28 protein-coding genes and 1 tRNA gene are annotated in these 18,637 nt (G+C 66.3%); 8 read left to right on the top strand and 21 right to left on the bottom strand.

The features are described from left to right. Positions 1–15: 15 nt before the first annotated feature. The 13 genes from DL990_RS20130 to DL990_RS20070 all read right to left on the bottom strand — a co-directional run bounded on the left by DL990_RS20130 (position 16) and on the right by DL990_RS20070 (position 5,220). Entirely contained in the window at positions 16–231 is a 216-nt protein-coding gene (locus tag DL990_RS20130) for a hypothetical protein (protein ID WP_125799562.1), read from the bottom strand. A gap of 95 nt (positions 232–326) precedes the next feature. Beyond that, on the bottom strand, positions 327–533 hold the full coding sequence (locus tag DL990_RS20125; protein ID WP_125799561.1) for a hypothetical protein: 207 nt from the start codon (positions 531–533) through the stop codon (positions 327–329). Beyond that, positions 530–907, bottom strand: a complete 378-nt coding sequence (locus DL990_RS20120; RefSeq protein WP_199746483.1) for an SsgA family sporulation/cell division regulator — start codon at positions 905–907, stop codon at positions 530–532. Before DL990_RS20120 ends, DL990_RS20125 begins: the two co-directional genes overlap by 4 nt. Positions 908–1,059: 152 nt before the next feature. Beyond that, positions 1,060–1,251, bottom strand: coding sequence for a hypothetical protein (locus DL990_RS20115; RefSeq protein ID WP_125799559.1), 192 nt, complete (start codon positions 1,249–1,251; stop codon positions 1,060–1,062). Between the two features lie 71 nt (positions 1,252–1,322). Further along, complete coding sequence (locus tag DL990_RS20110) at positions 1,323–1,547, bottom strand: hypothetical protein (protein WP_125799558.1); 225 nt, start codon at positions 1,545–1,547, stop codon at positions 1,323–1,325. A 55-nt stretch (positions 1,548–1,602) separates the two neighbouring features. Beyond that, positions 1,603–1,824, bottom strand: coding sequence for a hypothetical protein (locus DL990_RS20105; protein WP_125799557.1), 222 nt, complete (start codon positions 1,822–1,824; stop codon positions 1,603–1,605). Positions 1,825–1,980: 156 nt separating this feature from the next. Further along, positions 1,981–2,478 (bottom strand): hypothetical protein, encoded by a 498-nt coding sequence (locus DL990_RS20100; protein ID WP_125799556.1) that lies wholly within the window; start codon positions 2,476–2,478, stop codon positions 1,981–1,983. An 82-nt stretch (positions 2,479–2,560) separates the two neighbouring features. Further along, entirely contained in the window at positions 2,561–3,067 is a 507-nt protein-coding gene (locus DL990_RS20095; protein ID WP_233620520.1) for an NUDIX hydrolase, read from the bottom strand. 79 nt (positions 3,068–3,146) lie between these two features. Next, positions 3,147–3,377, bottom strand: coding sequence for a hypothetical protein (locus DL990_RS20090; RefSeq protein ID WP_125799555.1), 231 nt, complete (start codon positions 3,375–3,377; stop codon positions 3,147–3,149). Positions 3,378–3,427: 50 nt separating this feature from the next. Then, a complete protein-coding gene (locus DL990_RS20085) occupies positions 3,428–3,931 on the bottom strand; it encodes a hypothetical protein (RefSeq protein ID WP_125799554.1) in 504 nt (167 codons plus the stop codon). Next, positions 3,931–4,647 (bottom strand): hypothetical protein, encoded by a 717-nt coding sequence (locus tag DL990_RS20080; protein ID WP_125799553.1) that lies wholly within the window; start codon positions 4,645–4,647, stop codon positions 3,931–3,933. The genes DL990_RS20085 and DL990_RS20080 overlap by 1 nt, the downstream gene beginning before the upstream one ends. A 64-nt stretch (positions 4,648–4,711) precedes the next feature. Continuing rightward, positions 4,712–4,912 carry a hypothetical protein gene (locus DL990_RS20075; protein WP_125799552.1) on the bottom strand — a complete coding sequence of 67 codons (201 nt, stop codon included), beginning with the start codon at positions 4,910–4,912 and terminating at the stop codon, positions 4,712–4,714. After that, complete coding sequence (locus DL990_RS20070) at positions 4,912–5,220, bottom strand: hypothetical protein (RefSeq protein WP_125799551.1); 309 nt, start codon at positions 5,218–5,220, stop codon at positions 4,912–4,914. The genes DL990_RS20075 and DL990_RS20070 overlap by 1 nt, the downstream gene beginning before the upstream one ends. 299 nt (positions 5,221–5,519) lie before the next feature. Here DL990_RS20070 and DL990_RS20065 point away from each other — a divergent pair, with 299 nt between their 5' ends. Next, positions 5,520–5,726: a hypothetical protein gene (locus DL990_RS20065; RefSeq protein ID WP_370451356.1), complete on the top strand. Its 207-nt coding sequence runs from the start codon at positions 5,520–5,522 to the stop codon at positions 5,724–5,726. On the opposite strand, the gene DL990_RS20060 is transcribed toward DL990_RS20065, so the two are convergent. Then, positions 5,727–6,029, bottom strand: coding sequence for a hypothetical protein (locus tag DL990_RS20060; RefSeq protein ID WP_125799549.1), 303 nt, complete (start codon positions 6,027–6,029; stop codon positions 5,727–5,729). It lies immediately after the preceding gene. Between the two features lie 96 nt (positions 6,030–6,125). Between DL990_RS20060 and DL990_RS20055 the strand changes: the two genes are divergently transcribed. Beyond that, complete coding sequence (locus DL990_RS20055) at positions 6,126–7,538, top strand: hypothetical protein (RefSeq protein ID WP_233620519.1); 1,413 nt, start codon at positions 6,126–6,128, stop codon at positions 7,536–7,538. Here the strand turns inward: DL990_RS20055 and DL990_RS20050 are convergent. Both DL990_RS20050 and DL990_RS20045 read right to left on the bottom strand, forming a co-directional pair. Continuing rightward, complete coding sequence (locus DL990_RS20050) at positions 7,497–8,396, bottom strand: phosphotransferase enzyme family protein (RefSeq protein ID WP_125799548.1); 900 nt, start codon at positions 8,394–8,396, stop codon at positions 7,497–7,499. The two genes, DL990_RS20055 and DL990_RS20050, sit on opposite strands and share 42 nt — an antisense overlap. A 171-nt stretch (positions 8,397–8,567) precedes the next feature. Beyond that, positions 8,568–8,864 (bottom strand): hypothetical protein, encoded by a 297-nt coding sequence (locus DL990_RS20045; protein ID WP_125799547.1) that lies wholly within the window; start codon positions 8,862–8,864, stop codon positions 8,568–8,570. 857 nt (positions 8,865–9,721) lie between these two features. Between DL990_RS20045 and DL990_RS41285 the strand changes: the two genes are divergently transcribed. Continuing rightward, positions 9,722–9,793: transfer RNA gene (locus tag DL990_RS41285), tRNA-Ser, on the top strand. Positions 9,794–10,143: 350 nt separating this feature from the next. On the opposite strand, the gene DL990_RS20035 is transcribed toward DL990_RS41285, so the two are convergent. From DL990_RS20035 to DL990_RS20025, 3 genes are all read right to left on the bottom strand, one after another. After that, positions 10,144–10,698, bottom strand: a complete 555-nt coding sequence (locus DL990_RS20035) for a hypothetical protein (protein ID WP_125799545.1) — start codon at positions 10,696–10,698, stop codon at positions 10,144–10,146. A gap of 299 nt (positions 10,699–10,997) precedes the next feature. After that, positions 10,998–11,540 (bottom strand): hypothetical protein, encoded by a 543-nt coding sequence (locus tag DL990_RS20030; RefSeq protein ID WP_125799544.1) that lies wholly within the window; start codon positions 11,538–11,540, stop codon positions 10,998–11,000. Beyond that, a complete protein-coding gene (locus DL990_RS20025) occupies positions 11,507–11,914 on the bottom strand; it encodes a hypothetical protein (protein ID WP_125799543.1) in 408 nt (135 codons plus the stop codon). The genes DL990_RS20030 and DL990_RS20025 overlap by 34 nt, the downstream gene beginning before the upstream one ends. A 73-nt stretch (positions 11,915–11,987) precedes the next feature. Here DL990_RS20025 and DL990_RS20020 point away from each other — a divergent pair, with 73 nt between their 5' ends. Then, complete coding sequence (locus tag DL990_RS20020; protein WP_199746481.1) at positions 11,988–12,488, top strand: TetR/AcrR family transcriptional regulator; 501 nt, start codon at positions 11,988–11,990, stop codon at positions 12,486–12,488. A 13-nt stretch (positions 12,489–12,501) separates the two neighbouring features. After that, positions 12,502–12,852 (top strand): hypothetical protein, encoded by a 351-nt coding sequence (locus DL990_RS20015; protein WP_125785161.1) that lies wholly within the window; start codon positions 12,502–12,504, stop codon positions 12,850–12,852. A gap of 358 nt (positions 12,853–13,210) precedes the next feature. Here the strand turns inward: DL990_RS20015 and DL990_RS20005 are convergent, their stop codons facing one another. Beyond that, entirely contained in the window at positions 13,211–14,134 is a 924-nt protein-coding gene (locus DL990_RS20005) for a helix-turn-helix transcriptional regulator (protein WP_125799540.1), read from the bottom strand. A gap of 127 nt (positions 14,135–14,261) precedes the next feature. On the opposite strand from DL990_RS20005, the gene DL990_RS20000 reads away from it, so the two are divergent. The 3 genes from DL990_RS20000 (at position 14,262) to DL990_RS19990 (ending at position 17,375) form a co-directional block, all read left to right on the top strand. Beyond that, entirely contained in the window at positions 14,262–15,167 is a 906-nt protein-coding gene (locus DL990_RS20000) for an MBL fold metallo-hydrolase (protein ID WP_125799539.1), read from the top strand. 25 nt (positions 15,168–15,192) lie between these two features. Then, complete coding sequence (locus tag DL990_RS19995) at positions 15,193–16,527, top strand: carboxylesterase/lipase family protein (RefSeq protein ID WP_125799538.1); 1,335 nt, start codon at positions 15,193–15,195, stop codon at positions 16,525–16,527. 146 nt (positions 16,528–16,673) lie between these two features. Next, a complete protein-coding gene (locus tag DL990_RS19990) occupies positions 16,674–17,375 on the top strand; it encodes a hypothetical protein (RefSeq protein ID WP_233620518.1) in 702 nt (233 codons plus the stop codon). A 9-nt stretch (positions 17,376–17,384) separates the two neighbouring features. On the opposite strand, the gene DL990_RS19985 is transcribed toward DL990_RS19990, so the two are convergent. Continuing rightward, positions 17,385–18,605, bottom strand: a complete 1,221-nt coding sequence (locus DL990_RS19985) for an aminotransferase class V-fold PLP-dependent enzyme (protein WP_125799536.1) — start codon at positions 18,603–18,605, stop codon at positions 17,385–17,387. Positions 18,606–18,637: the final 32 nt, after the last annotated feature.

Here is an 18,637-nt window from a genome sequence, read left to right as displayed (position 1 = left end):
GCCGGGCCGCGCGGGTCAGTGGTCGCGTTCGGGCGACACGTGTGTGCAGCGGGTGCAGCCGTAGAGGCCAGTGGCCGCGGTGAACGTGCGTTCCGGTCCGCCGCACGCCGGGCAATCAGCGTCGATCGCCAGCACCAGCCCGGCCGGGTCGTCGACCACGACCAGGTTCTGGCCGCTCCCGCCGTCCGTGGCCGTGTCGGTCAGTCGTTCGGATGTCACTTCGCGCAGCACGGGCAGCCTCCACAGTGGACGGTGTTGCCCTCACCGGCGCGGTAGCAGGCGAGACAGGTTTCCATCGCGTTCCCCTTCCACGAGAGGGATATCGGTCAGCGGCGACGACGGGGCGGGCGGTTGATGGTGGCGACCTTCGCGCGGCCGCGTTCGACGTCCTGGCGGCCGGTGTAGCGGCCCAGGTGGTCGACGGTGGTGGTGTGGCTGATGCCGGTCGGGGTGCCGTCCGGGCTGACCATGACGACGTTGATCGTGTCCCCGGGCTGGACGATGCCGGACATGTCGCCGATCGTGCGGGTCATGCGCCCTCACCCACCAGCAACGTGATCTCGCTGTCCCAGTCGAGGACTTCGTCGCCCTCCGGCACGAGCTGTTCGGCCTCGTCCAGCAGCCGGTCGACGTCAGCGCGGGGCAGGCGCAGGATCGCGTGCCCGGACGGGGAATCCAGCTCCAGCAGCACGTGCGAGCCGTGCGCGGTGATCTGGACGTCGCCGTCGCCGACCCGGTCGAGCGTCGACCCGCCGGCCGTCATCGCTTCGGTGAGCAGGGACCGGGCGAACACCCACGGCAGCCAGTTGTCGCAGCCGGTCCGGACGGTCAGCGTGACCGCCCACGGGTCGTCGATGTCGAACGCCAGGTTCGCGCGGGTGGTGGCCTGGACGTGTTCCAGGTCCATCGCCATCACCTCAGCCCGGGTAGGGACCATCGCGATCGGTAGCATGGGAAACCCTTCCTGTTGATGGCCGCCCTGCTGGGCGGCGTGGGTTGGTGGGAAGGCCCGGCCCGGTGGCGCGTTCTTGGCGGGATGAACCACCGGGCCGGGGCCTGCTAGTACGTGATGACGCGCGGCGCGTCCTTCGCGGCGGCCCGGATGGTGCGGATCTTGTCGGCCGCCTGGTCGCGCACCTCGATCGACACGAGACCGTTTCCGAGTCGCACCGGGGCCTGGTGCACCGTGTACTTCCGGCCGTTGTGCCTGATGGTCCAGCCGGGCCGCAGCCCCGCGTAGTCGTCGGCCATGTGCGCAGTTCCTTTCGTCAGAGTGATTCGCTCCATGCGGCCCTGTGTGGCGTACAGGGCAAGGGCTCGTGCTACTTGGTGTTCCGGCCGCTCCTGCGCAGGACCCAGGAGACGAACTCCATCTGCGCGGCGGGGTTGTCGCCGCCGATGTGCCACTTGAGCCAGTCGGAGATCGTCTTCACCGAGTCGCCCTCACGGTGGTGACCGACGATGACCGTGATCACCGGGTCGACCAGCACCGGGCGATGCCCCAGCTTCTCCGACGCTTCCATGACCAGCGGGCTGTACGCGGGCATGACGACTTCCTTCCACAATGGACGATTGGCAGGACTGTGGTGCGGCGTAACGAGGTCAGCCGTAGACCTTCGCGGTGATCTTCTGCTGGCACGCCCACTTTCCGCAGTGGCCGTAGCCGTTGAACTGCCGCTTCGCGCGCTTACCGCACCCACCGCAGTGGCTCTCGGGAAGCCCGTTCCCGGTGTGCGCGACGACCTGCGACCGGTTCTTGCCGACGAACTCAGCGGTCTTGTCGACCGCCTTCGCGGTGGCCTTGACAGCACTGAAAAAGCTCATGACGTCCTCCTGTGATCATGTTGGGTTGATGGGGTGGTGCTTCTCCCGGGACGCGGCGCGTTCGTGGCGGGATGAACCGCGTCCCAGAGGTGGTGCGACAACGTTCGGTGTGATCAGCCGTGCAGGGTCAGAGACGGTCGATATCGAGAGATCCCGTCAGTTCTGTTTCTGGTAGCGCAGGGCGATCCAGGTAGTCACCAGCGAGGCGACCACGCCGATGGCCCGGTGCGCGGCCTGGTCCAGCTCCATCAACGCCGTTCCCGGGCCACAGCCGTCGACCACTCCCTCACGGCGCTGCACCGTGGCGCGCTCGACGTAGCCCTGCTTTCCGGCCAGCCGCGCCAGCTTCCTCAACGGCTCGCGGCGGTCGATCACATAATGCGTCACGCCATTGATCACCGCCCCGGCCAGCACCGCACGCAGCGGCGTCCGGAACCCCAGAACCCGGGTAACCGCAGCAGCGGCCCCAACCTGCCCGGCGGTGTAGCTGGCGACGTGCCTGGCGCAGTGCCTCGCGCCCTCACGCCCCGGCTCACCCTTGCCGAGCGCGTCGGCGCTCGATTGCAACCACTGGTCACACAGTGGATGGATATCGGCGAACGTCGCCTGCAACGCCCCGAACAACGCGAGCCCGCGAACTGTCGATGCACGCACCTCAGGTCACCTCTCCCACTCCCAGGAGGCCAATCGACGCGAAGTTCTTCACAGGATGTGTCCTTTCGTTGGGATGCAGGGGTTAGCGGCCGACGCCGGTTGCTCGTACGGCGTCGGCGAGGATCTCGGCGTGGTCGAACGCGAACCCGCCAGCACGCGCCATCCGGACGGCGACCACGAGCGGGATCCACGACGCGGCGGCCGCGTCGTCGGCGGCGACCGGGGCGGGCATCGTCGGCAGCACCGCGGTGTAGGCGACACCGACATAGCGGCCGCGCGGGTCCCGGCCCGGGGTGTCGTAGACACCGACCAACCGGAGCGAGGTCCGGTCGAGGTCGAGCCCGGTTTCCTCGACGGCTTCCCGTTTCGCGGCCGCCAGCGCGGTCTCACCGGCGTCCACATGCCCGCCCGGGAACGCGGCCTTGCCCTGGTGCGGGTTCTTCCCGCGTTCGATCAGCAGCACGTGCGGCACACCGTCGCGGTGGGCGAACAGCACCACGTCGGCGGCATAGAACACCGGTGCGCGGCGGTCCAGACGGGTCGCGACCCGACCGGCCAGCGCCGCGGCCCAGTACCTCATCTTCGCCATGACCTGACTCCTTCCATAGTGGACAGTGCGGATCGCTGTGTTGCAGGGCCGGATCAGGCTCCGGCAGGGAACGGCGGTGTCAGCAACGGCCCGCTTGCCGCAAGACCCAGGACACGAACGCGGGCTGAGCACTGGGGTTTCGTGAACCAAGGAAGCCCTTGCGGCTCTTGGCGATGTCGGCGGGACAGAGTCCGGCGTCGTAGGAGTCCGTGATGCTGTTCATCGCCATCACCACCTGGTCTGGCGCCATCTTGGTTTTGGAGATTCCTTCTCGGACGGCCTTGTGGTTGCTGTCGAAAACCGGTCGCACGATGTCCTCCTAGGTTGTTGTTCAAGGGAAAGAGCTGGCAGGGATGGGGTTCAGCGACTGGTGCGCCGGAAGGCGTCGGCGATCGCGGCGGCGGCGCCGATGACGCGGTCGCTGTAGCCGCGCCGGTGAAGGTGTGTGGCCAGGGAGTCCAGGACGGCGGCCCGGCCGGCCAGGTTCCTGGCGGTGGCGTAGGTGCCGAGCAGGTAGACCGTCCAGTTGTCGGCCTCCAGCCCGTACCCACCGAACCGGTAGCCCTGGCCGTGGTCGGCGGCGTGTTCGGCGGTGGCGATCATCCCGGCCAGGTCAGCGGCCCACAGGTGCCCTTGGATCCGGTCGGCGACCGCGGTGTCGTCCAGCAGCCGCGAGCCGAGCGGGACCAGCTCAGCCAGGTAGTGCTCCTCGCCTGCCAGCCAGTTCAGCGCCGCGATCCGGTCGCACCCGGTGCGAGCCATCGGCAGGAAGTCCCCAGCGATCTGCGCGGATCGGCGGTCAGCGTCGCGGTAGGCACGGGTCGCGGCCCGGAGTGGTTCGTTGAAGTGGAGGCGGAGTCGCATCACGCCACCGCCCGTCCGGCCGTCGCGGGCACGGTGGCCCCGGCCAGCAGGGCGAGCACGTAGCGCACGAACTCCTTGCGGGCACACGGGTGCACGTGGTCGGTCTGGGGATCGCGCAGCGTGGTGCGCAGCCACAGCGTGAGCCGAGCAACCGACCAGCCCTGACGGCGCCGCTTCGCGATCGCGTCCACCAGGACCTCCAGGAACGCGGCCCGGACCCGGGGTGCGCGGGCGGCGGCCTGCCGCGCGACCTGGTTCGGCACCACCGCGAGCACCGTCGACACCGGGCGCTGGGCCCGCGTCCGACGGGCCGTGGCCTCGTCGGCCTCGTGCCGGGCCAGCATCCGGACCTGCGAGGCGACGTCGCGGTAGACCTGGGCGCGGCGGCGCATCACCGGCTCGGACGTGCCCTTGACCAGCACGCGGGCGTTGGCGGTCAGCTGGTCGGCCAGCTGCGTGAACCGGCGCACCACCACGGTCTCGACATCCTCGGCGTGCAGTGGCACCACCAGCGGGTTGCCCGCGGCCTGCTCCGCCTCGACCTCGACCAGCACCCCGAGCTGCGCGGCGACGTCGCGGTAGACCGTCGAGCGCAGCGCCACGACCTCGTCCGGCAGCCCGGAGGCCTCCAGCACCGTGGCGTTGCGGGTCAGCAGGGCGGCCAGGTCGCGGAACCGGGTGGTGATCGCGGTGGCCGGGTCGGCGTATCCAGGCATGGCGGTACCTCCACAACAATGCGAGAAATGCGGGAAATAGTCAGAAAAGGAGCGAAAAGTCAGCTCAGAAACTCGTGCGCTGGACGGAAACCAGCAGCGGGATCAGCCGCCAGGCCTGCACACCGTGCGGGCCGGGAATCTCAGCGCGGAGCGCGGTCACCGTGGCCTCCAGCCACTCCCGGCACCGCGCGGCCGGCGCCGTCTTCGGCGGCATCGACGCGAACAGCTCGGCGAACACGGCCGGGACGAACAACCGGGCACCCATCACGCCACCTCGCCGAAGCCGTGGAGCTGCGCGAGCAAGCGAGTCGACGTCTTGCCAGCACCCGACACCCCACCGACCGGCCAAGACGACAGCTCGACCACCGAAGCCGTCTCGTCGACCGGGGTAATCGCCGCCTCGAACTCCGCCAGCGTCCGCGTCTCGAAGTCGAACTCCGGCAGGCCGGACACCTCGTAACCCGGGTCCGCCAGCAGATCCGCCACCCCTGCCGGGCTCACCGACAGTGCGTCGAAATCCAGGTCTTCGGCGGCCGCTTCAATCTGGCGGCGGGTCGGTCGTGCAGTCCTCATCGGGAAAGTTCCTTTCGTTTCTGTCGCTTCCGTCGCTCCGGTCGCTGATGTATCGCCAACTTAAGCGCGCGCATTGGCGCTTTGCAAGCGTTCTTGGCCGCTTGCCGCTGCGCCAGGAGATGACGTCCGCCCAACCTGGCGCTAGTATTTGCGCTGGTACAGGCGATGATTGAGAGGTAGTTGTGACCCGTAATTGGGATCTCGTGGGACGAGCTATAACCACTCGTTTGGAGCAGCTAGGGATGACTCAAGTAGAGCTAGCCGCCAGCTCTGGAGTCAGCACCGCAACCCTTCGCGAGATGCAAAACGCCCGCATCGCTCGGCGTCGCAGCTCACGGACCTTGGCCGCGATCTCAACGGCGCTACAGTGGCCGGCCGATCACCTTGAACACCTCGCCATGAACGGCGAAAATCCAAGTCAGCCGACTGACCCGCTGGTGGCGCTGGCAGAACGTGTCGACGAACTTGCGCAGCGCCTCGAATCGCTGGAACGCCGACTGCCTTGATCAGCCGTTCCGAAGACCTCGAAAGAAGGTGATCAGGCTGTCGACCACACCTTCGCCGCTATCGCGAGCGTCGTTGACGACGCCCGCCGCCTCTCCGGGCGACTTGAGCACCATCACGATGACTGCGATCACGACCAGGGCAATCGCCAGCTTCTTGAGGATTCCGACGCTGGTCTTGAAGTCAGGAAAAGAGTTCTTAGCCATTGGTTCATCTCCGTTGTGGGTCTGGGCGACCCATTTGAGGCCGCTCTGCCGTGCTGAGATCAGCTTCGCGGACAGACCCCCAGGCACATCAGTGCGCATGTAAGGGCACATGGCGCACGGAGGGGGCACACGTTGGATCACGCGTGTGCCCCCTTGATCACTACGAGCTGTGTTTTACTGGTGACGGGAGGGCAAGTGACCGTTCGGGAGAAGCATCCAAACCGCCATCTAGCTGCGCTTATGAGCAAGGCGGGCCTCAGCAACAAGGGTCTCGCCGTGCGCATGCGCGAGCTGAGCACACGTGACGCAGGCGAACCGATCGCGCCAAGCCACACCAACGTCGCGAAATGGCTGAGCGGCGAGACCAAACGCCCAAGTGACCGCAGTTGCCACATCATGGCCAGGGTCCTGAGCCAGAAGCTTGGGCGCCCTGTCGGAGTGGCGGACATTGGCTACGGAGACACGGCATCCGAGCTGGCGGACTCCACTCTGGATTACCCCGAGACGATCAGTGCAGCGGCCGTATCGCTGATGCAGCTTGCCAACTACGAACTCGGCCGGGAATCGTCGGAAACATTGCAGGTCGTCCCTGAAGCTTGGGACGGCCTGCTGACGAGGTGGACTTACGGGAGCGATTGCGAGCCGTCACAACCGGTTGAACCTCGCCCAATCAGCGAGGTTGATGTCGCCGTGGTTGTGGATGCCACAGCGATGTTCGCAAACTTCGACTACCGCTACGGGGGTGGCCGGCCGAAGCCGCTGGTCGCGCGTTTCCTTGAAACCGACGTCCTTCCGCTCATACCGCATGTTTCACCGCACACAGCGCTTGGAGTCGAGTACTTCCGGGCCGTTGCCGCCCTCACCCGACTGGCTGGCTGGACCGCCTACGACATCGGCCAGCACGCACTCGCACAGCGGTACCTCTACCTCGGCTTCCGATTGGCCAGGGCAGCGCAAGACAAGCCGCTATGCGGCCGAATTCTGGCGGGCATGAGCCACCAAGCCAACTTCCTCGGCTACTTCGACCGCGCCGTCTACCTTGCACGCGCGGCAGCCCATGGCGCGAAGGGCCACGCAACAGCGACCACGATGGCACTGTTTCACGCCATGGAAGCCCGCGCGCTGGCTTCACAGGGAAATGCCGCCGAAACGGTCGCCGCGCTCACCGCGGCCGAACAATGGCTGGACCGAAGTGACCCGGACAACGATCCCGACTGGATCCGCTACTTCGACAGGGCCGAACTGCATGCCGAATTCGCTCACTGCTTCCGCGACCTCGGAGACGCCGGCCGGGCAGTAGAACACGCTGCTGCCTCAATCGCCGCATCGGAAAATGTGTACGTACGAAGCCTGAGCTTCTGTCGTACAGTGCTTGCTACTGGTCATTTGCAAGCAGGTGAGCTAGAGGAAGCCCTTCGAATTGCGGAAGGCGTGGTCGACACTGCAGCCGAATTGAAATCCTTCCGCGTAATATCATACCTTGACAACTTTCGAGACCGCCTGCAGTTGCACGGCAACGAGAGCGTTGTACGAAGCTTTAGCGACTACTCCGAAAGCAAGCTTCCGTCAAAAAACGCTCCAGGATCGGGGAAACTGATCGTTGCGTAGGTCGGCAAGCCGCCTATGAATCTCCCGGTCAATTCTCGACGACTGACCTATCTGCTGCATAAGCCAAGTGGTCATATTGAGTTCGCGGATTGCCCGCAGGGTCGGGTAACCAGGCCATGCCAATGGATCAAATCCGTACGCGTCAACATAGGCGTCGTACTCACTTCGTGTCATCCATCCGAACGCGTCAAACCGAGTGGCCGCCACCGAGACGTCCCACTCTCGCGGCCCGAGGGCGAAGTCTTCAAAGTCGATTAGGCGGACAGCTCCGTCTTCGTCTCGCATAAGGTTGCCGTTATGCGCATCACCATGAATGGGACCATAGGGAAGCTCGAACGTCAGCCTGTCAAACTCGCCTTCAAGTAGCGCACAACGATCCCACAGAAAGTCAATGTCAGTAGTGCTAACCAGGCCCGACGGTAGTCCTCTAAGGCGATCCGAAACCTTTGGCAGTGGCCTGAATTTCGGCAGGTCCAGACTCGAAGAAGGCGCGAGCGCATGCAAGTCCCGCAAAACTTTCCCAAGATCCTGAGATGTCGGCACCGGCGGGGTTTCACTAATGAATTCCCAGAACGTGACATGGAAGGCAGCCGCTCGGACTGGCTGAGCAATCCGCGCAGCTAGCCGCGCTGCTGGAAAGTCTGCTTCAGTCAACCAGTTTGCGATGCGAACCTCCTTCCTGCTCGCATCCAAAGATCGACCTATTCGGGCCATAATCTTGCCCGGCAAGTAATACAAGGCGTTTTCGCCCATGCGGACAAGCTTCGCGCTTTCTGCACTTAATCCGGTCGCCGCGCAGGCTTCCAGTAGAGCCGACTTGGCAGTGTCCGGCGTAAGGCGCGTATTGGCATGAGTCATGCGTCGTGCTCCCAATCGGTCACGCACATAGGCTACGGGTATATAGACGGCCAAGCTGGCCGAAGGAGCGGGTCTAGCCACCAGTTGCACGGCTGGCCGACTCAGTCCTCCGGAGACACCGAAGGCCGCCAGTGGATCCCGCTGGCGGCCTTCAACTCCCCACGGACAAGCTCAGCCTGATGTTTCTGTCTCTGACGGCGGTCCGCCAAGCAGGCCGATGATCTGTTGGAGCGAGCGGTTCACTGCCGCGAAGCCTTCGCGCATCTCTTCGCGGAGGTCAACCTGGTCCTGACGGAGTGCGTTCAGCGTGCCGGTGTGGGCGCGCAGTTCGGCGCGAACCTCTGAGACGTCGCGGTCTGCGCCGGCCGCGAGCACGCGTGCTGCTGCCGCATCGGTCGAGCGCTCGGTCAGCTCGGCTACCTGACGTTCAAGGCGGGCAACGCGCTGCGTCAGCTCCTCTTCGGGCATGGTGCGATCGTATCCTTCCGTTCGCGCGAATCGACAGGCCACAGGCGCCGGTCCAGACGGTTCGTCAGGGTGACGTTTCGTAGTGGAGCCGACCATGCTGGCAGGTGGCGGAGCGGCGGGTTTGGGGATCAGCGCCACATGGACCAACGCGGCCCTCCACCGGACCGCAAGGCACCAAATGTGCCTGTTGAGCTGCGAAAAGCCCGTTATTTCTACAGTGGTAGATTTGCGGGTTTGCGGGTTTGCGTTTCCCATACAAGGACTAAACCCGCAGCTTATATTTCCAGCTCAGGGAGCATTTTGCGGGTTTGCGGGTTTGCGGGTTTGTCTTCCCGGGTTTCCTAGGGCTCCCCGCGTGTACATGCTCCCTTGAGTCCCGCTGCCACCCAGATTGGTCACGCTCCGTAGAGGGTCCCACCACCACCTGCCAGCTCGCCGTAGACGGGGCGACTTGAGGATCGCGGGATGCATAATCGAACACATGTCCGACTCGGCAAGGTCAGCTGGCGATGTCCCGTACGTGCACGTGGTCGAGCAACCCAAGCCGGTATGGGTCGACCTGCGCGTCGTCTTCCCGATCGGCGCCCCGCGGGGAACGCTCCCTGACGGGCTCGACCTGACCGGGACCGTCCCTGGAACGCTGAGCACGTGGGCGGCAACGGTCACAGGGCATTGGGTTGGATGGGTCACGTTCCCTCTCGGGACGCCCGGGGAGGGCGCCGCGTGGCACCAGCAATGGGTTCTGTCGGACGCACTGAAACCACGTTCCAGTTGACCGCCAGGATGCCGCCTGTTCCCAATGCGTCCCCAAACCGGCGTTGACCAGCAGCCCGAACTAGACATATGTGCAGGTCGGGGCACTCGTGCGAGGTGCACGCGGTTCAGCCCTCCGGAGGCAGGTGTCGCAGGTTCGAATCCTGCCGAGGGCACACATCTTGACCACGCATTCACCAATGCGTCCATGCCGGTGATCGAGCAGGTCCAGAACTGCGACAGTGACAACCCAGTGCGGGCGCTCACTCACAAACAGCACCTGGCTACATGCGTGCCCTCTGACGACTACGTTGACTTCTCTTACCACCTCGGACGCGGGCATCACCCAACCGCCCTGCCCGCCACGTCAGCACCTTCACCTACCCCGCTCCCGTCCTGCACTTCCCCGGGACGCGTCTTCCCGCCGGGGTCCGAGCGAGTCCCGCGGCTTTGCCCACGCGCAATTGGGTGCCATGCCGTGTTCGGGTCCGATCGGAGACTGGATGGCTCACCTGCGCTTCGGGCGCTACAGCCTGCCGCCGAGAAGCCGCGCCAGCGAGGCATATCCGGGAATATTGGCAGCCATCGGACTACCCGCGAGCGTCAAGTGAGCGATCCGGACTTCGCCGTGGCTCCGCTTCACGGTCACGACCAGCGTGTCGAGGTCCTCGTTCCGGCACCACATCGCCGTATCCCCGGCGCCCGCCAGCGGCTGGGCCTGCCCCTCACCCAGACAGTTCTGTTCGGCAACGGCGAGCGCACTCTCCGGCGCCGCCTCGCCCTTGATGGCGGTCACCATCAAGCTGCCGACGCCGGACCCGTCATCAACACGACTGAACTCGCAACCGTAGGCAATGCTCCGCTGCCCCTCAACCGGCTTCTCCTCGACTGACCGGTAAGCGGCCTTCGACTCCAGTGCCCTTTGAAGCTCATCGGCACCAAGAAACGCACAAGCCGCGGAAACCACCCGCGGCGACTCCGCCGGAGCCCAGCTTGAAGCGGGGGCCGGCACCGAACCGACCGGATTCGTCACCACACTCCCTGATTCGATCGAGCATGAGCAGGACAACAACACTGACATCAGCCAAAGTCTGCGCATGCGTTTCAAACTAAACCCATCGTCAAGCGTTTTTAAACAGCAAATATTAAATTTTGACCAAGTGACAATCGGTGTGAGTGAATTAAATTCACGCCGAGATTTACGAAAATCATCCAGGAAACACTACTCGACAATCCAACTCGCAACCCCGACCACCGCATCGCCGGATGGGTCCAGATACAACCCGACGATGACCTCCATCATCACCCCGAGAGCACCACCACGGCGACCTGCACGGTCAGCCTGCCTCGGCGAAGGTCACCACAATGTCCAGTGCGCCATCACAATACTATTTTCTGTGAATCTACGCGCTTCGGATCCCATACGACGCCGTTACCATCAACTACCCACATGGGAGAATCAGCACCCTGCGCCACAGCGTCGAGTAGGCGAACAACCAAATCAACCCATCTGCACTCAAACGAGCATGAGAAAACTTTCGTCATGTCAGGTACGCGGACATCGTCGTCTGCAGCCTCAAAAGGACCATCAGTCACCTCCCACTCCGCGCCGGCCGGAACTCCTTCAAACACCGTAAAGAGACGCCCGCTCTCGTCTGTCAGCTGGACTACTGATTCACCTGGCCCACCAGACGCGGTTGCCGCACCCATCTCGACGAGCACACTTTCCACATGTCGGAAAAAGTCACCGTCCAGAGAGACGATAGAACCACCCATCATCCGAACTCCTTCACGTATGCGATCACATCGTCTGCCGTTCCAAAAATGGGCATTCCTTGCGTGCGACGTTCTTCCAGACTGCATCAGAAATTCCGGCGCGAAGCCAACCGTCATTTTACCAGTACTTTCCTTTGCTTTGGCCATCTGCCCAGTCGGCTTCTTGGCCAAGCCACCCCTGACTTGCACATAAATGTGCACCAAGCTCGATGTCGATCTCGCGCGTCAAGCCATTCGATACAGGTTGGCGGGTGCCCAGGCTTCGGCGAGGCGCTGGAGATCGAGGTGATGTTGCCCGCGGGGTTGTAGCTGTAGCGGGTATCGGTCTGCATCGGCTGCAGCACTTCGGCGTCGACAATGGTGCGGTCGGACTGACGGGCGTTGATGTCGTAGTAGAAGGACAGCCACGCGCGCTTCCCGTTGGTGGCGGTGCTGCTCGAACCACCGAGATGAAGACGTTGCGGTTCCCTGTAGCGGGTGTACTCGGTCTGGGACACGTAGGTCTGAAAGTCGTCGTCCACGCCACCATTGCGCCTGACCTTTGAGGAACGATCGTTCTTGACTGATCGTTCCTCAAAGGTCTACGGTCGTGGCATGGGCAGACGAAGGGCGTTCGACGAGGACGAGGTGGTGCGCGCCGCCGTGGGGTTGTTCGGTGGCCGCGCGTACGACGGGGTGTCCGTCGACGACCTCGTCACCCACCTCGGCGTGCACCGCAACAGCCTGTACAAGACGTTCGGCAGCAAGCGCGGCCTCTACCTGGTCGCCCTGCGCCGCCACGTCGCCGACGACGTCCGCCCCTTGGCCGACGCGCTCGCCACGGCGACGGATGCCGCGGCCGCGCTGCGGCTGGTCACGTCGGCCGACCTCGGTCTGTTGCTGCTCGCGGCGGTCGAACGGGCGCCGGCCGACGAGGAGGTGGCCGACGAGGTAGTCGCGGCGCTGGCCTCTGTCGACCAGGCGATCGCCGACGCGCTCGGCATCTCCACCGCCCTGGCCGCCGCCATCACGGCCGCCGCGCTGGGCATTCGCCTGCGCGGCGACCCCGACGGTGTCGGCGCCGCGCTGACCCAACGCCTCGATCCACTTGACTGAAAGGAAAACCGCTATGGCAGTGGTACGCATCGACGGTGAGAACCTCGTCGTCGTGATGGAGGGGCTCAACAAGCTCTGGGCCTTCAAGAGCAGCGTGACCATCCCGCTGGTCAACGTCCGCGGCGCGACCGCGGACCCCGGCATCGCGGCCGACCCCAAGGGGATCCGGGCGCCAGGTGCCCACTTGCCCGGCGTGATCACGGCGGGCACGTTCCACCTCGACGGCGAGAAGGTCTTCTGGGACGTCAGGGATCCGTCGAAGGCCGTCGTGCTCGAACTCGCCGACGAGCGCTACGCCCGCATGGTCGTCCAGGTCGACGACCCCCGCGCGACCGTCGCGCTGGTCGAGAACGCCCTACGCTGAAAGGGGTAAACCCGATGTTCCCCGCATCGCCGCGGCCGTGATGGCGTTGGCCGTCGCCGTCGTGACCGTGACAAACCGAGCAACCGTCTGCGAACTGGCGCTCATGCCGAGCCCCGCCTGAGCTCGAAGCTCGCCTCGACCACCAATGTGCCGCTGAAAAGCCCCTGGTCAGCCCCGTTCCTGCCGAGGGCACACGTTGCCGCAGGACGGCCACACCATTCCGCAAACGTGACGTCCATGTGCAGCGGCTCGCCTGCCTGCGTGGCAGGTTGCGGGGATCCACTGGCCGACGTTGCGAAAGCCACTTTCGCAACGTTGAAGGTTGCGAAAGTGGCTTTCGCAACCTGCCCCCTTCGCCTTACCCCTCAAGAGAACCCGCCTTCGGGCGCGAACCCTTCGCGCTCAGCGGACTGTCCACATAAGACCACCGACGTTCGCTCGTCTGTCGTAGCAGTGCGAGAGCCTCCTCGGAGGGGGATCCGGCGGGGGTCGTGCAGACGATCAGCATCTGTTCCGGCGAGCGGGCGATCGACAGGGTCTGCTGCGTGATGGTCACCGCGCCGACGACAGGATGGTGCAGGTCGTAGGACGCGGCGTCGCAGGGTGCCACGCGGTGGTCGCCCCAGAGTGCGACGAACTCCGGGCTCTTCATCGTCAGTTCGCCGATCAGCTCCGCGAGCAGTGGGTCCTGCGGATGCCTGCCGACGGTGCTCCGCAGGTTGCCGACCACCGCGCGGGCCTTGCGCTTCCAGTCCGTGTACAGCTCCCGGCAGTGCGGGTCCAGGAACAGGATCCGGCTCATGTTCGGCCGCTCCGCCGGGTTGTCCGGGCTGTGGAAGTCCAGGTGCCCGGCCAGCAGGGCGTGCCCGAGGGTGTTCCACGCCAGTACGTCCGTGCGCCGGCCGAGCACCAGCGCCGGGACGCCGTCCACGGCGCGCAGGAGGTCCCGCGTCTCGTCGGCGAGCTTCTCGGGGCGGGGGCGGCGCGGGCGGGGAGTGCGGCGGGCGGCACCGGCGAGCCGGTTGAGATGCTCGCGTTCGTGGTCGTCGAGCAGCAGGGCGCGGGCGATCGCGTCGAGCACCTCGGCCGAGGCTCCGCGGGACAGCCCCTGCTCCAACCTCGTGTAGTACGAGACGCTGACGCCCGCCAGCTGGGCCAGTTCCTCGCGCCGGAGCCCGGCCACCCGCCTGCGTGGCCCGAGGTCGCGCAGACCGACGTCTTCCGGTCGCAGCAGCGCACGTCTGGCCTGCAAGAAGTCGCCGAGTGGGCCTGGTCCGTCCATACCCTCAGTATCCGGCGCACGGCCCGATCCCAGCCACCCCCTGTGAGGGGTAGGACAACGCGGGACTGGTTCGTGCGCGCCCCCGTGTCCAGGCTCGGTCTCAGTCACCGAACCGAGGAAGGACCACATGGATCAGATCACCCTGGGCGACGTCACCGTCACCCGCGTCAAGGAGTTCTACGGCTCGGTCGAGCTGAGTCCCGGCCAGTTCTTCCCGGACAGCCCCGACGGCTCGTGGGACGAGCATCGCGGCTGGCTGGCGCCCGATTTCTGGAATCCGGAGACCGGTGAGTGCCACTCGGCGATCCAGTCCTGGCTGCTGCGCAGCGAAGGGCGCACGATCCTCGTCGACACCGGCGTCGGCAACCACAAGGACCGGCCCTACGCGCAGGTGTGGAGCCGCAGGGACACCGGTTACCTCGACAACCTCGCGGCCGCCGGGGTGCGGCCCGAGGACGTCGACATCGTGGTCAACACGCACCTGCACATCGACCACGTCGGCTGGAACACCCGGCTCGACGGCCGCACCTGGGTGCCGACCTTCCCGAACGCGACGTACCTGATGACGCGGCGGGACTTCGAGTTCTGGGACCCGGCCAACGAGCACGAGACGGTGCTCGGCCCCGGCAACCAGAACGTCTTCGAGGACAGCGTCACGCCGGTCCACGAGGCGGGGCTGACGCACCTGTGGGAGGGGTCGTACCGGATCGACAAGAACCTGCGGCTCGATCTCGCTCCCGGGCACACCCCCGGCTCGTCCGTGCTCGCACTGGAGTCCGGCGGCGACCGGGCCCTGTTCGTCGGGGACCTGGTGCACACCGCGCTGCAGATCGTGGAGCCGGAGACCAATTCCTGCTTCTGCGAGGACCCGGCCGAGTCCCGGGCCACCCGGCACAAGCTGCTCGGCCACGCCGCCGAGACCAACGCACTCGTCTTCCCCGCGCACTTCGCAGGCCAGGGTGCCGCGGAGGTCGAACGCGACGGGTCGAAGTTCGCGATCAAGGAGTGGGCGGGCTTCTCCCGCATCTCCTGATACTCCAGGAAAGGAAGTGTTTCCCGTGACCCAGTACGCAGATCCGGTCGTCGAAACCCCGGCGGGCGCGGTGCGCGGCGTCCGCGACGACTCCGGCGAGTTCTACCGTGCCATCCCCTACGCGGCGGCACCGATCGGTGCCCGCCGTTTCACCTCGCCCGCACCGCATCCTGGCTGGTCCGGCGTCCGCGACGGCACCCGGCCTTCGCCGACGGCTCCCCAACCGGCCCGCGACTTCGGCAAGCTCGACATGACCCCCTACTTCGGACCGGGCTGGGTCCGGGGCGAGGAGTACCTGACCGTCGACGTCCGCACGCCTGCCGCCGACAGCGGCGAGCGACCCGTCCTGGTCTTCGTGCACGGCGGCGGATTCGTCACCGGCTCGAACCGCGCGGCACTCTACGACGGCAGCGCGTTCGCCCGCGACGGCATCGTCCTCGTGACGGTGAACTACCGCCTCGGCATCCCTGGTTTCCTCGACCTGGATGGCGCTCCGCCCAACCGCGGACTGCTCGACGTGCTCGCCGCGCTCGGCTGGGTGCGAGCCACGATCGCGGCGTTCGGCGGCGACCCGGACAACGTCACGATCTTCGGCCAGTCCGCGGGCGCCACCCTCGTCGGAGCGCTACTCGCGACGCCTGAAGCCAAAGGGCTGTTCCGGCGGGCGATCATCCAGAGCGGCAGCGGCACCGGCGCCTTCACCCCGGAACAGGCGCGACGGGTCACCACCACGGCGGCCGCCACGCTGGGCGTCGAACCGACCGCCGACGCCTTCTCCGCGATTCCGGACGAGCGCTTCCTCGAAGTCCTGCCCGCACTGGCCGGACTCGACCTGCGCACCAGCACCGCGACAGACCCGTTGGCCGGTCTCAGCCCGTTCAGCCTGGTTCTCGCGGTCCAGCCCGCCGACGGTCTCGCGGACGGCCCGGCCCGCGACGTGGACCTGCTGATCGGGACCAACACCGAAGAGGGGCGTCTTTACCTTGTGCCGCAGGGCGATCCGGAGCCCGCCACGGAGGCGGACGTGCTCGGGGAGGCTCTGTTCGGAGCCGGTACGGCCCGCATGGCGCAAGCCCACGCACAGATCTCGGGCGGCCGCACACACGTCTACTCGTTCGGATATCGCTCGACCGCCCTGAACGGACGACTCGGCGCCGCCCACACCGTCGAGCTGCCCTTCGTCTTCGACATCGCCGACAAGCCTTGGCTGCACGGCGACACTGGCCTGCTCGGTCCCGACCCCGCCCCGGACGGCCTCGCGGCCCGGATCCACGGCACCTGGGTCGCGTTCGCCGGTACCGGGGACCCGGGCTGGGCGGCGTACGACCCGCAGCGGCGGTTCAGCCAGTACCTCACGTAAACCTGGATGACCTTGTCCGGCCTGGTCGGTAATCTCCAGCGGACAACGAAACAGGGGGAATGCGCGTGTCGAGCCACTTCGAGGCGATCGGGATCGGCTTCACCGACCAGGACGAGTTCGGGGAAAAGGTCATTTCCCTGGTCGGTATGGGCGAAACCCGGCAGATCGCCGCAAAGCTCAGTGAACATGTTGGGACTGACGCCTCGGGTGCCCGGCTGGTCGCACAGGTCCGCGACCGCGGGATCGAGTACCTCCTGCCGTGTCTGGCCGGCACGACGCCCGCGGTGCCGGTGCGCGACGTTCGCCTCGTCGACGACGAGACCGCGACGCTCGACCTCCTCGATGGCGTCGAGGGGGAAATGGTCTGTCCCATCGCGGTGGAGCTTGAAGACCGAGCGGTTCTCGCCGACGCCGGCGGGCAGCTCGAGACCGGGTCCCTGGTGCTGGCCGCTCTGGCCGAAGACGTCACCGTGCACGCCGACGCCGAGGCCTACTACGCCTCGCAGGGCGACGACGGACCGAAATTCGCCGCCGACCACTTCATCCCTTCCGGCACCTTCGCGCTCGCAGAGCCCGCGTCCGACTGGACACCCTCAGCTCACGCGCTGTTCGCCGGTGTAGTCATCGAGGCCGAGACTCCCGTGAATACCGTTACCGGTGCGGCATTCCATCGGATCCGGGTCCGCACCATCGCCGCGATCGAAGTCGACGTCGCCATCGCGACCACCGACCTCGAGGAACCACCCGCGCGCGGCAACATCGTGACCGGAACCTTCTTCCTGACCGGAAGGCTGGGGCTACAGCCGTCCGGCACCACGGAAAAGCGGCGGCGCTGGTTCCGGCGATAGGCCCGCTACTCAAGTCCCGGAGATGGACCGGATTCCGGTGATCAACCGGTCGATGTGTTCAGCGGTAGTACCGATGCCGATGCTCGCGCGCACCGCGGTCGGCGTGGTCGCGCCCGCTTCGTCCAGCAGCCGCCGGGTGAAGGGGTGGGCACAGAAGAGGCCGTCGCGCACGCCGATGCCGAATTCCGCGGCCAGGCGGGTGGACACCGTGCGAGTCTCGACGCCGTCGACAGTGAAGGAGACGATGCCCAGCCTGTCCGGCCAGCTGTCGCCTGCTCCCAGTATCCGCGCCGCGGGGATCGCCGCCAGGCCGTCGTGCAGCCGGGCCATGAGGGCGTCCTCCTCGGCTCGGACCGTGTCCAGGTCCGCCGCCACGAGGGCATCGCATGCGGCGGCGAGGGCCACGGCGCCGATGACGTTCGGGGAGCCCGCCTCGTGGCGCGCGGCACCGGACGCCCAGCGGACGTCGCCGGGCGCGTCACCGACGTGCGCGGTGGCGCCGCCGCCCGAGAGGTACGGCCGTGCGCCGTCGAGCCAGTCGGCGCGGCCCGCGAGTACGCCGGTGCCGAAGGGGGCGTACAGCTTGTGGCCGGAGAAAGCCACATAGTCGAGGTCGAGCGCGGCGATGTCGATACGCCGGTGTGGCGCGAGTTGCGCGGCGTCCACCGCGATGCGGGCGCCGAAGCGGTGGGCGGTGGCGGCGAGTTCGGCCAGCGGCCAGACCTCACCGGTCACATTGGACGCTCCGGTGACGGCCAGCAGCACGGGGCCCTCGTCCTGCGTTGAAAGCGCGTTCGTAGCGGCGGAAATCGCTTCACCTGGCGACGAAGGCGCGGGGAGCCGGACGACTTTGTTCCAGGGTAAGAGGTTCGCGTGGTGTTCGCCTTCGAACGTGATGACGACGGTGCCCGCCGGAACGGCGTGCGCGAGCAGGTTCAGCGCGTCGGTGGTGTTACGGGTGAACACCACCGCGTCGTCAGGGCGGCAGCCGAGGAACTCGGTGACGGATTCGCGGGCGGCTTCGTACTTTTCCGTGCACAGCCGGGAAAGCGCACCGGCACCGCGGTGCACGCTCGCGTAGAGCGGAAGCAGCTCCCCCACCACGTCGGCCACTTCGCGCAGGCACGGCGCGCTCGCCGCGTAGTCCAGGTTGGCGTAGGCGATCTTCGACCCGTCGGCCAATCCCACCTTGACGTCGGAGCCCAGCACGCCCAGCGTGTTCCCACTCATCCCGAAGCTCCTCCGCCGACCGGATCACCTGT

It is taken from the genome of Amycolatopsis sp. WAC 01416 (assembly GCF_003947485.1).
Classification (GTDB): domain Bacteria; phylum Actinomycetota; class Actinomycetes; order Mycobacteriales; family Pseudonocardiaceae; genus Amycolatopsis.
The sequence above is the reverse complement of the archived record's forward strand: the minus strand, read 5'-3'. Positions and strand labels throughout refer to the sequence as shown.

Coding starts and splice junctions, on each gene's coding strand:
- DL990_RS20125 (WP_125799561.1), bottom strand. CDS start 533: ATGACCCGCACGATCGGCGACATGTCCGGCATCGTCCAGCCCGGGGAC.
- DL990_RS20120 (WP_199746483.1), bottom strand. CDS start 907: ATGGACCTGGAACACGTCCAGGCCACCACCCGCGCGAACCTGGCGTTC.
- DL990_RS20115 (WP_125799559.1), bottom strand. CDS start 1,251: ATGGCCGACGACTACGCGGGGCTGCGGCCCGGCTGGACCATCAGGCAC.
- DL990_RS20110 (WP_125799558.1), bottom strand. CDS start 1,547: ATGCCCGCGTACAGCCCGCTGGTCATGGAAGCGTCGGAGAAGCTGGGG.
- DL990_RS20105 (WP_125799557.1), bottom strand. CDS start 1,824: ATGAGCTTTTTCAGTGCTGTCAAGGCCACCGCGAAGGCGGTCGACAAG.
- DL990_RS20095 (WP_233620520.1), bottom strand. CDS start 3,067: ATGGCGAAGATGAGGTACTGGGCCGCGGCGCTGGCCGGTCGGGTCGCG.
- DL990_RS20085 (WP_125799554.1), bottom strand. CDS start 3,931: ATGCGACTCCGCCTCCACTTCAACGAACCACTCCGGGCCGCGACCCGT.
- DL990_RS20080 (WP_125799553.1), bottom strand. CDS start 4,647: ATGCCTGGATACGCCGACCCGGCCACCGCGATCACCACCCGGTTCCGC.
- DL990_RS20075 (WP_125799552.1), bottom strand. CDS start 4,912: ATGGGTGCCCGGTTGTTCGTCCCGGCCGTGTTCGCCGAGCTGTTCGCG.
- DL990_RS20070 (WP_125799551.1), bottom strand. CDS start 5,220: ATGAGGACTGCACGACCGACCCGCCGCCAGATTGAAGCGGCCGCCGAA.
- DL990_RS20065 (WP_370451356.1), top strand. CDS start 5,520: ATGCAAAACGCCCGCATCGCTCGGCGTCGCAGCTCACGGACCTTGGCC.
- DL990_RS20060 (WP_125799549.1), bottom strand. CDS start 6,029: ATGCGCACTGATGTGCCTGGGGGTCTGTCCGCGAAGCTGATCTCAGCA.
- DL990_RS20050 (WP_125799548.1), bottom strand. CDS start 8,396: ATGACTCATGCCAATACGCGCCTTACGCCGGACACTGCCAAGTCGGCT.
- DL990_RS20045 (WP_125799547.1), bottom strand. CDS start 8,864: ATGCCCGAAGAGGAGCTGACGCAGCGCGTTGCCCGCCTTGAACGTCAG.
- DL990_RS20035 (WP_125799545.1), bottom strand. CDS start 10,698: ATGTCAGTGTTGTTGTCCTGCTCATGCTCGATCGAATCAGGGAGTGTG.
- DL990_RS20030 (WP_125799544.1), bottom strand. CDS start 11,540: ATGGCCAAAGCAAAGGAAAGTACTGGTAAAATGACGGTTGGCTTCGCG.
- DL990_RS20020 (WP_199746481.1), top strand. CDS start 11,988: ATGGGCAGACGAAGGGCGTTCGACGAGGACGAGGTGGTGCGCGCCGCC.
- DL990_RS20015 (WP_125785161.1), top strand. CDS start 12,502: ATGGCAGTGGTACGCATCGACGGTGAGAACCTCGTCGTCGTGATGGAG.
- DL990_RS20005 (WP_125799540.1), bottom strand. CDS start 14,134: ATGGACGGACCAGGCCCACTCGGCGACTTCTTGCAGGCCAGACGTGCG.
- DL990_RS20000 (WP_125799539.1), top strand. CDS start 14,262: ATGGATCAGATCACCCTGGGCGACGTCACCGTCACCCGCGTCAAGGAG.
- DL990_RS19990 (WP_233620518.1), top strand. CDS start 16,674: ATGGGCGAAACCCGGCAGATCGCCGCAAAGCTCAGTGAACATGTTGGG.
- DL990_RS19985 (WP_125799536.1), bottom strand. CDS start 18,605: ATGAGTGGGAACACGCTGGGCGTGCTGGGCTCCGACGTCAAGGTGGGA.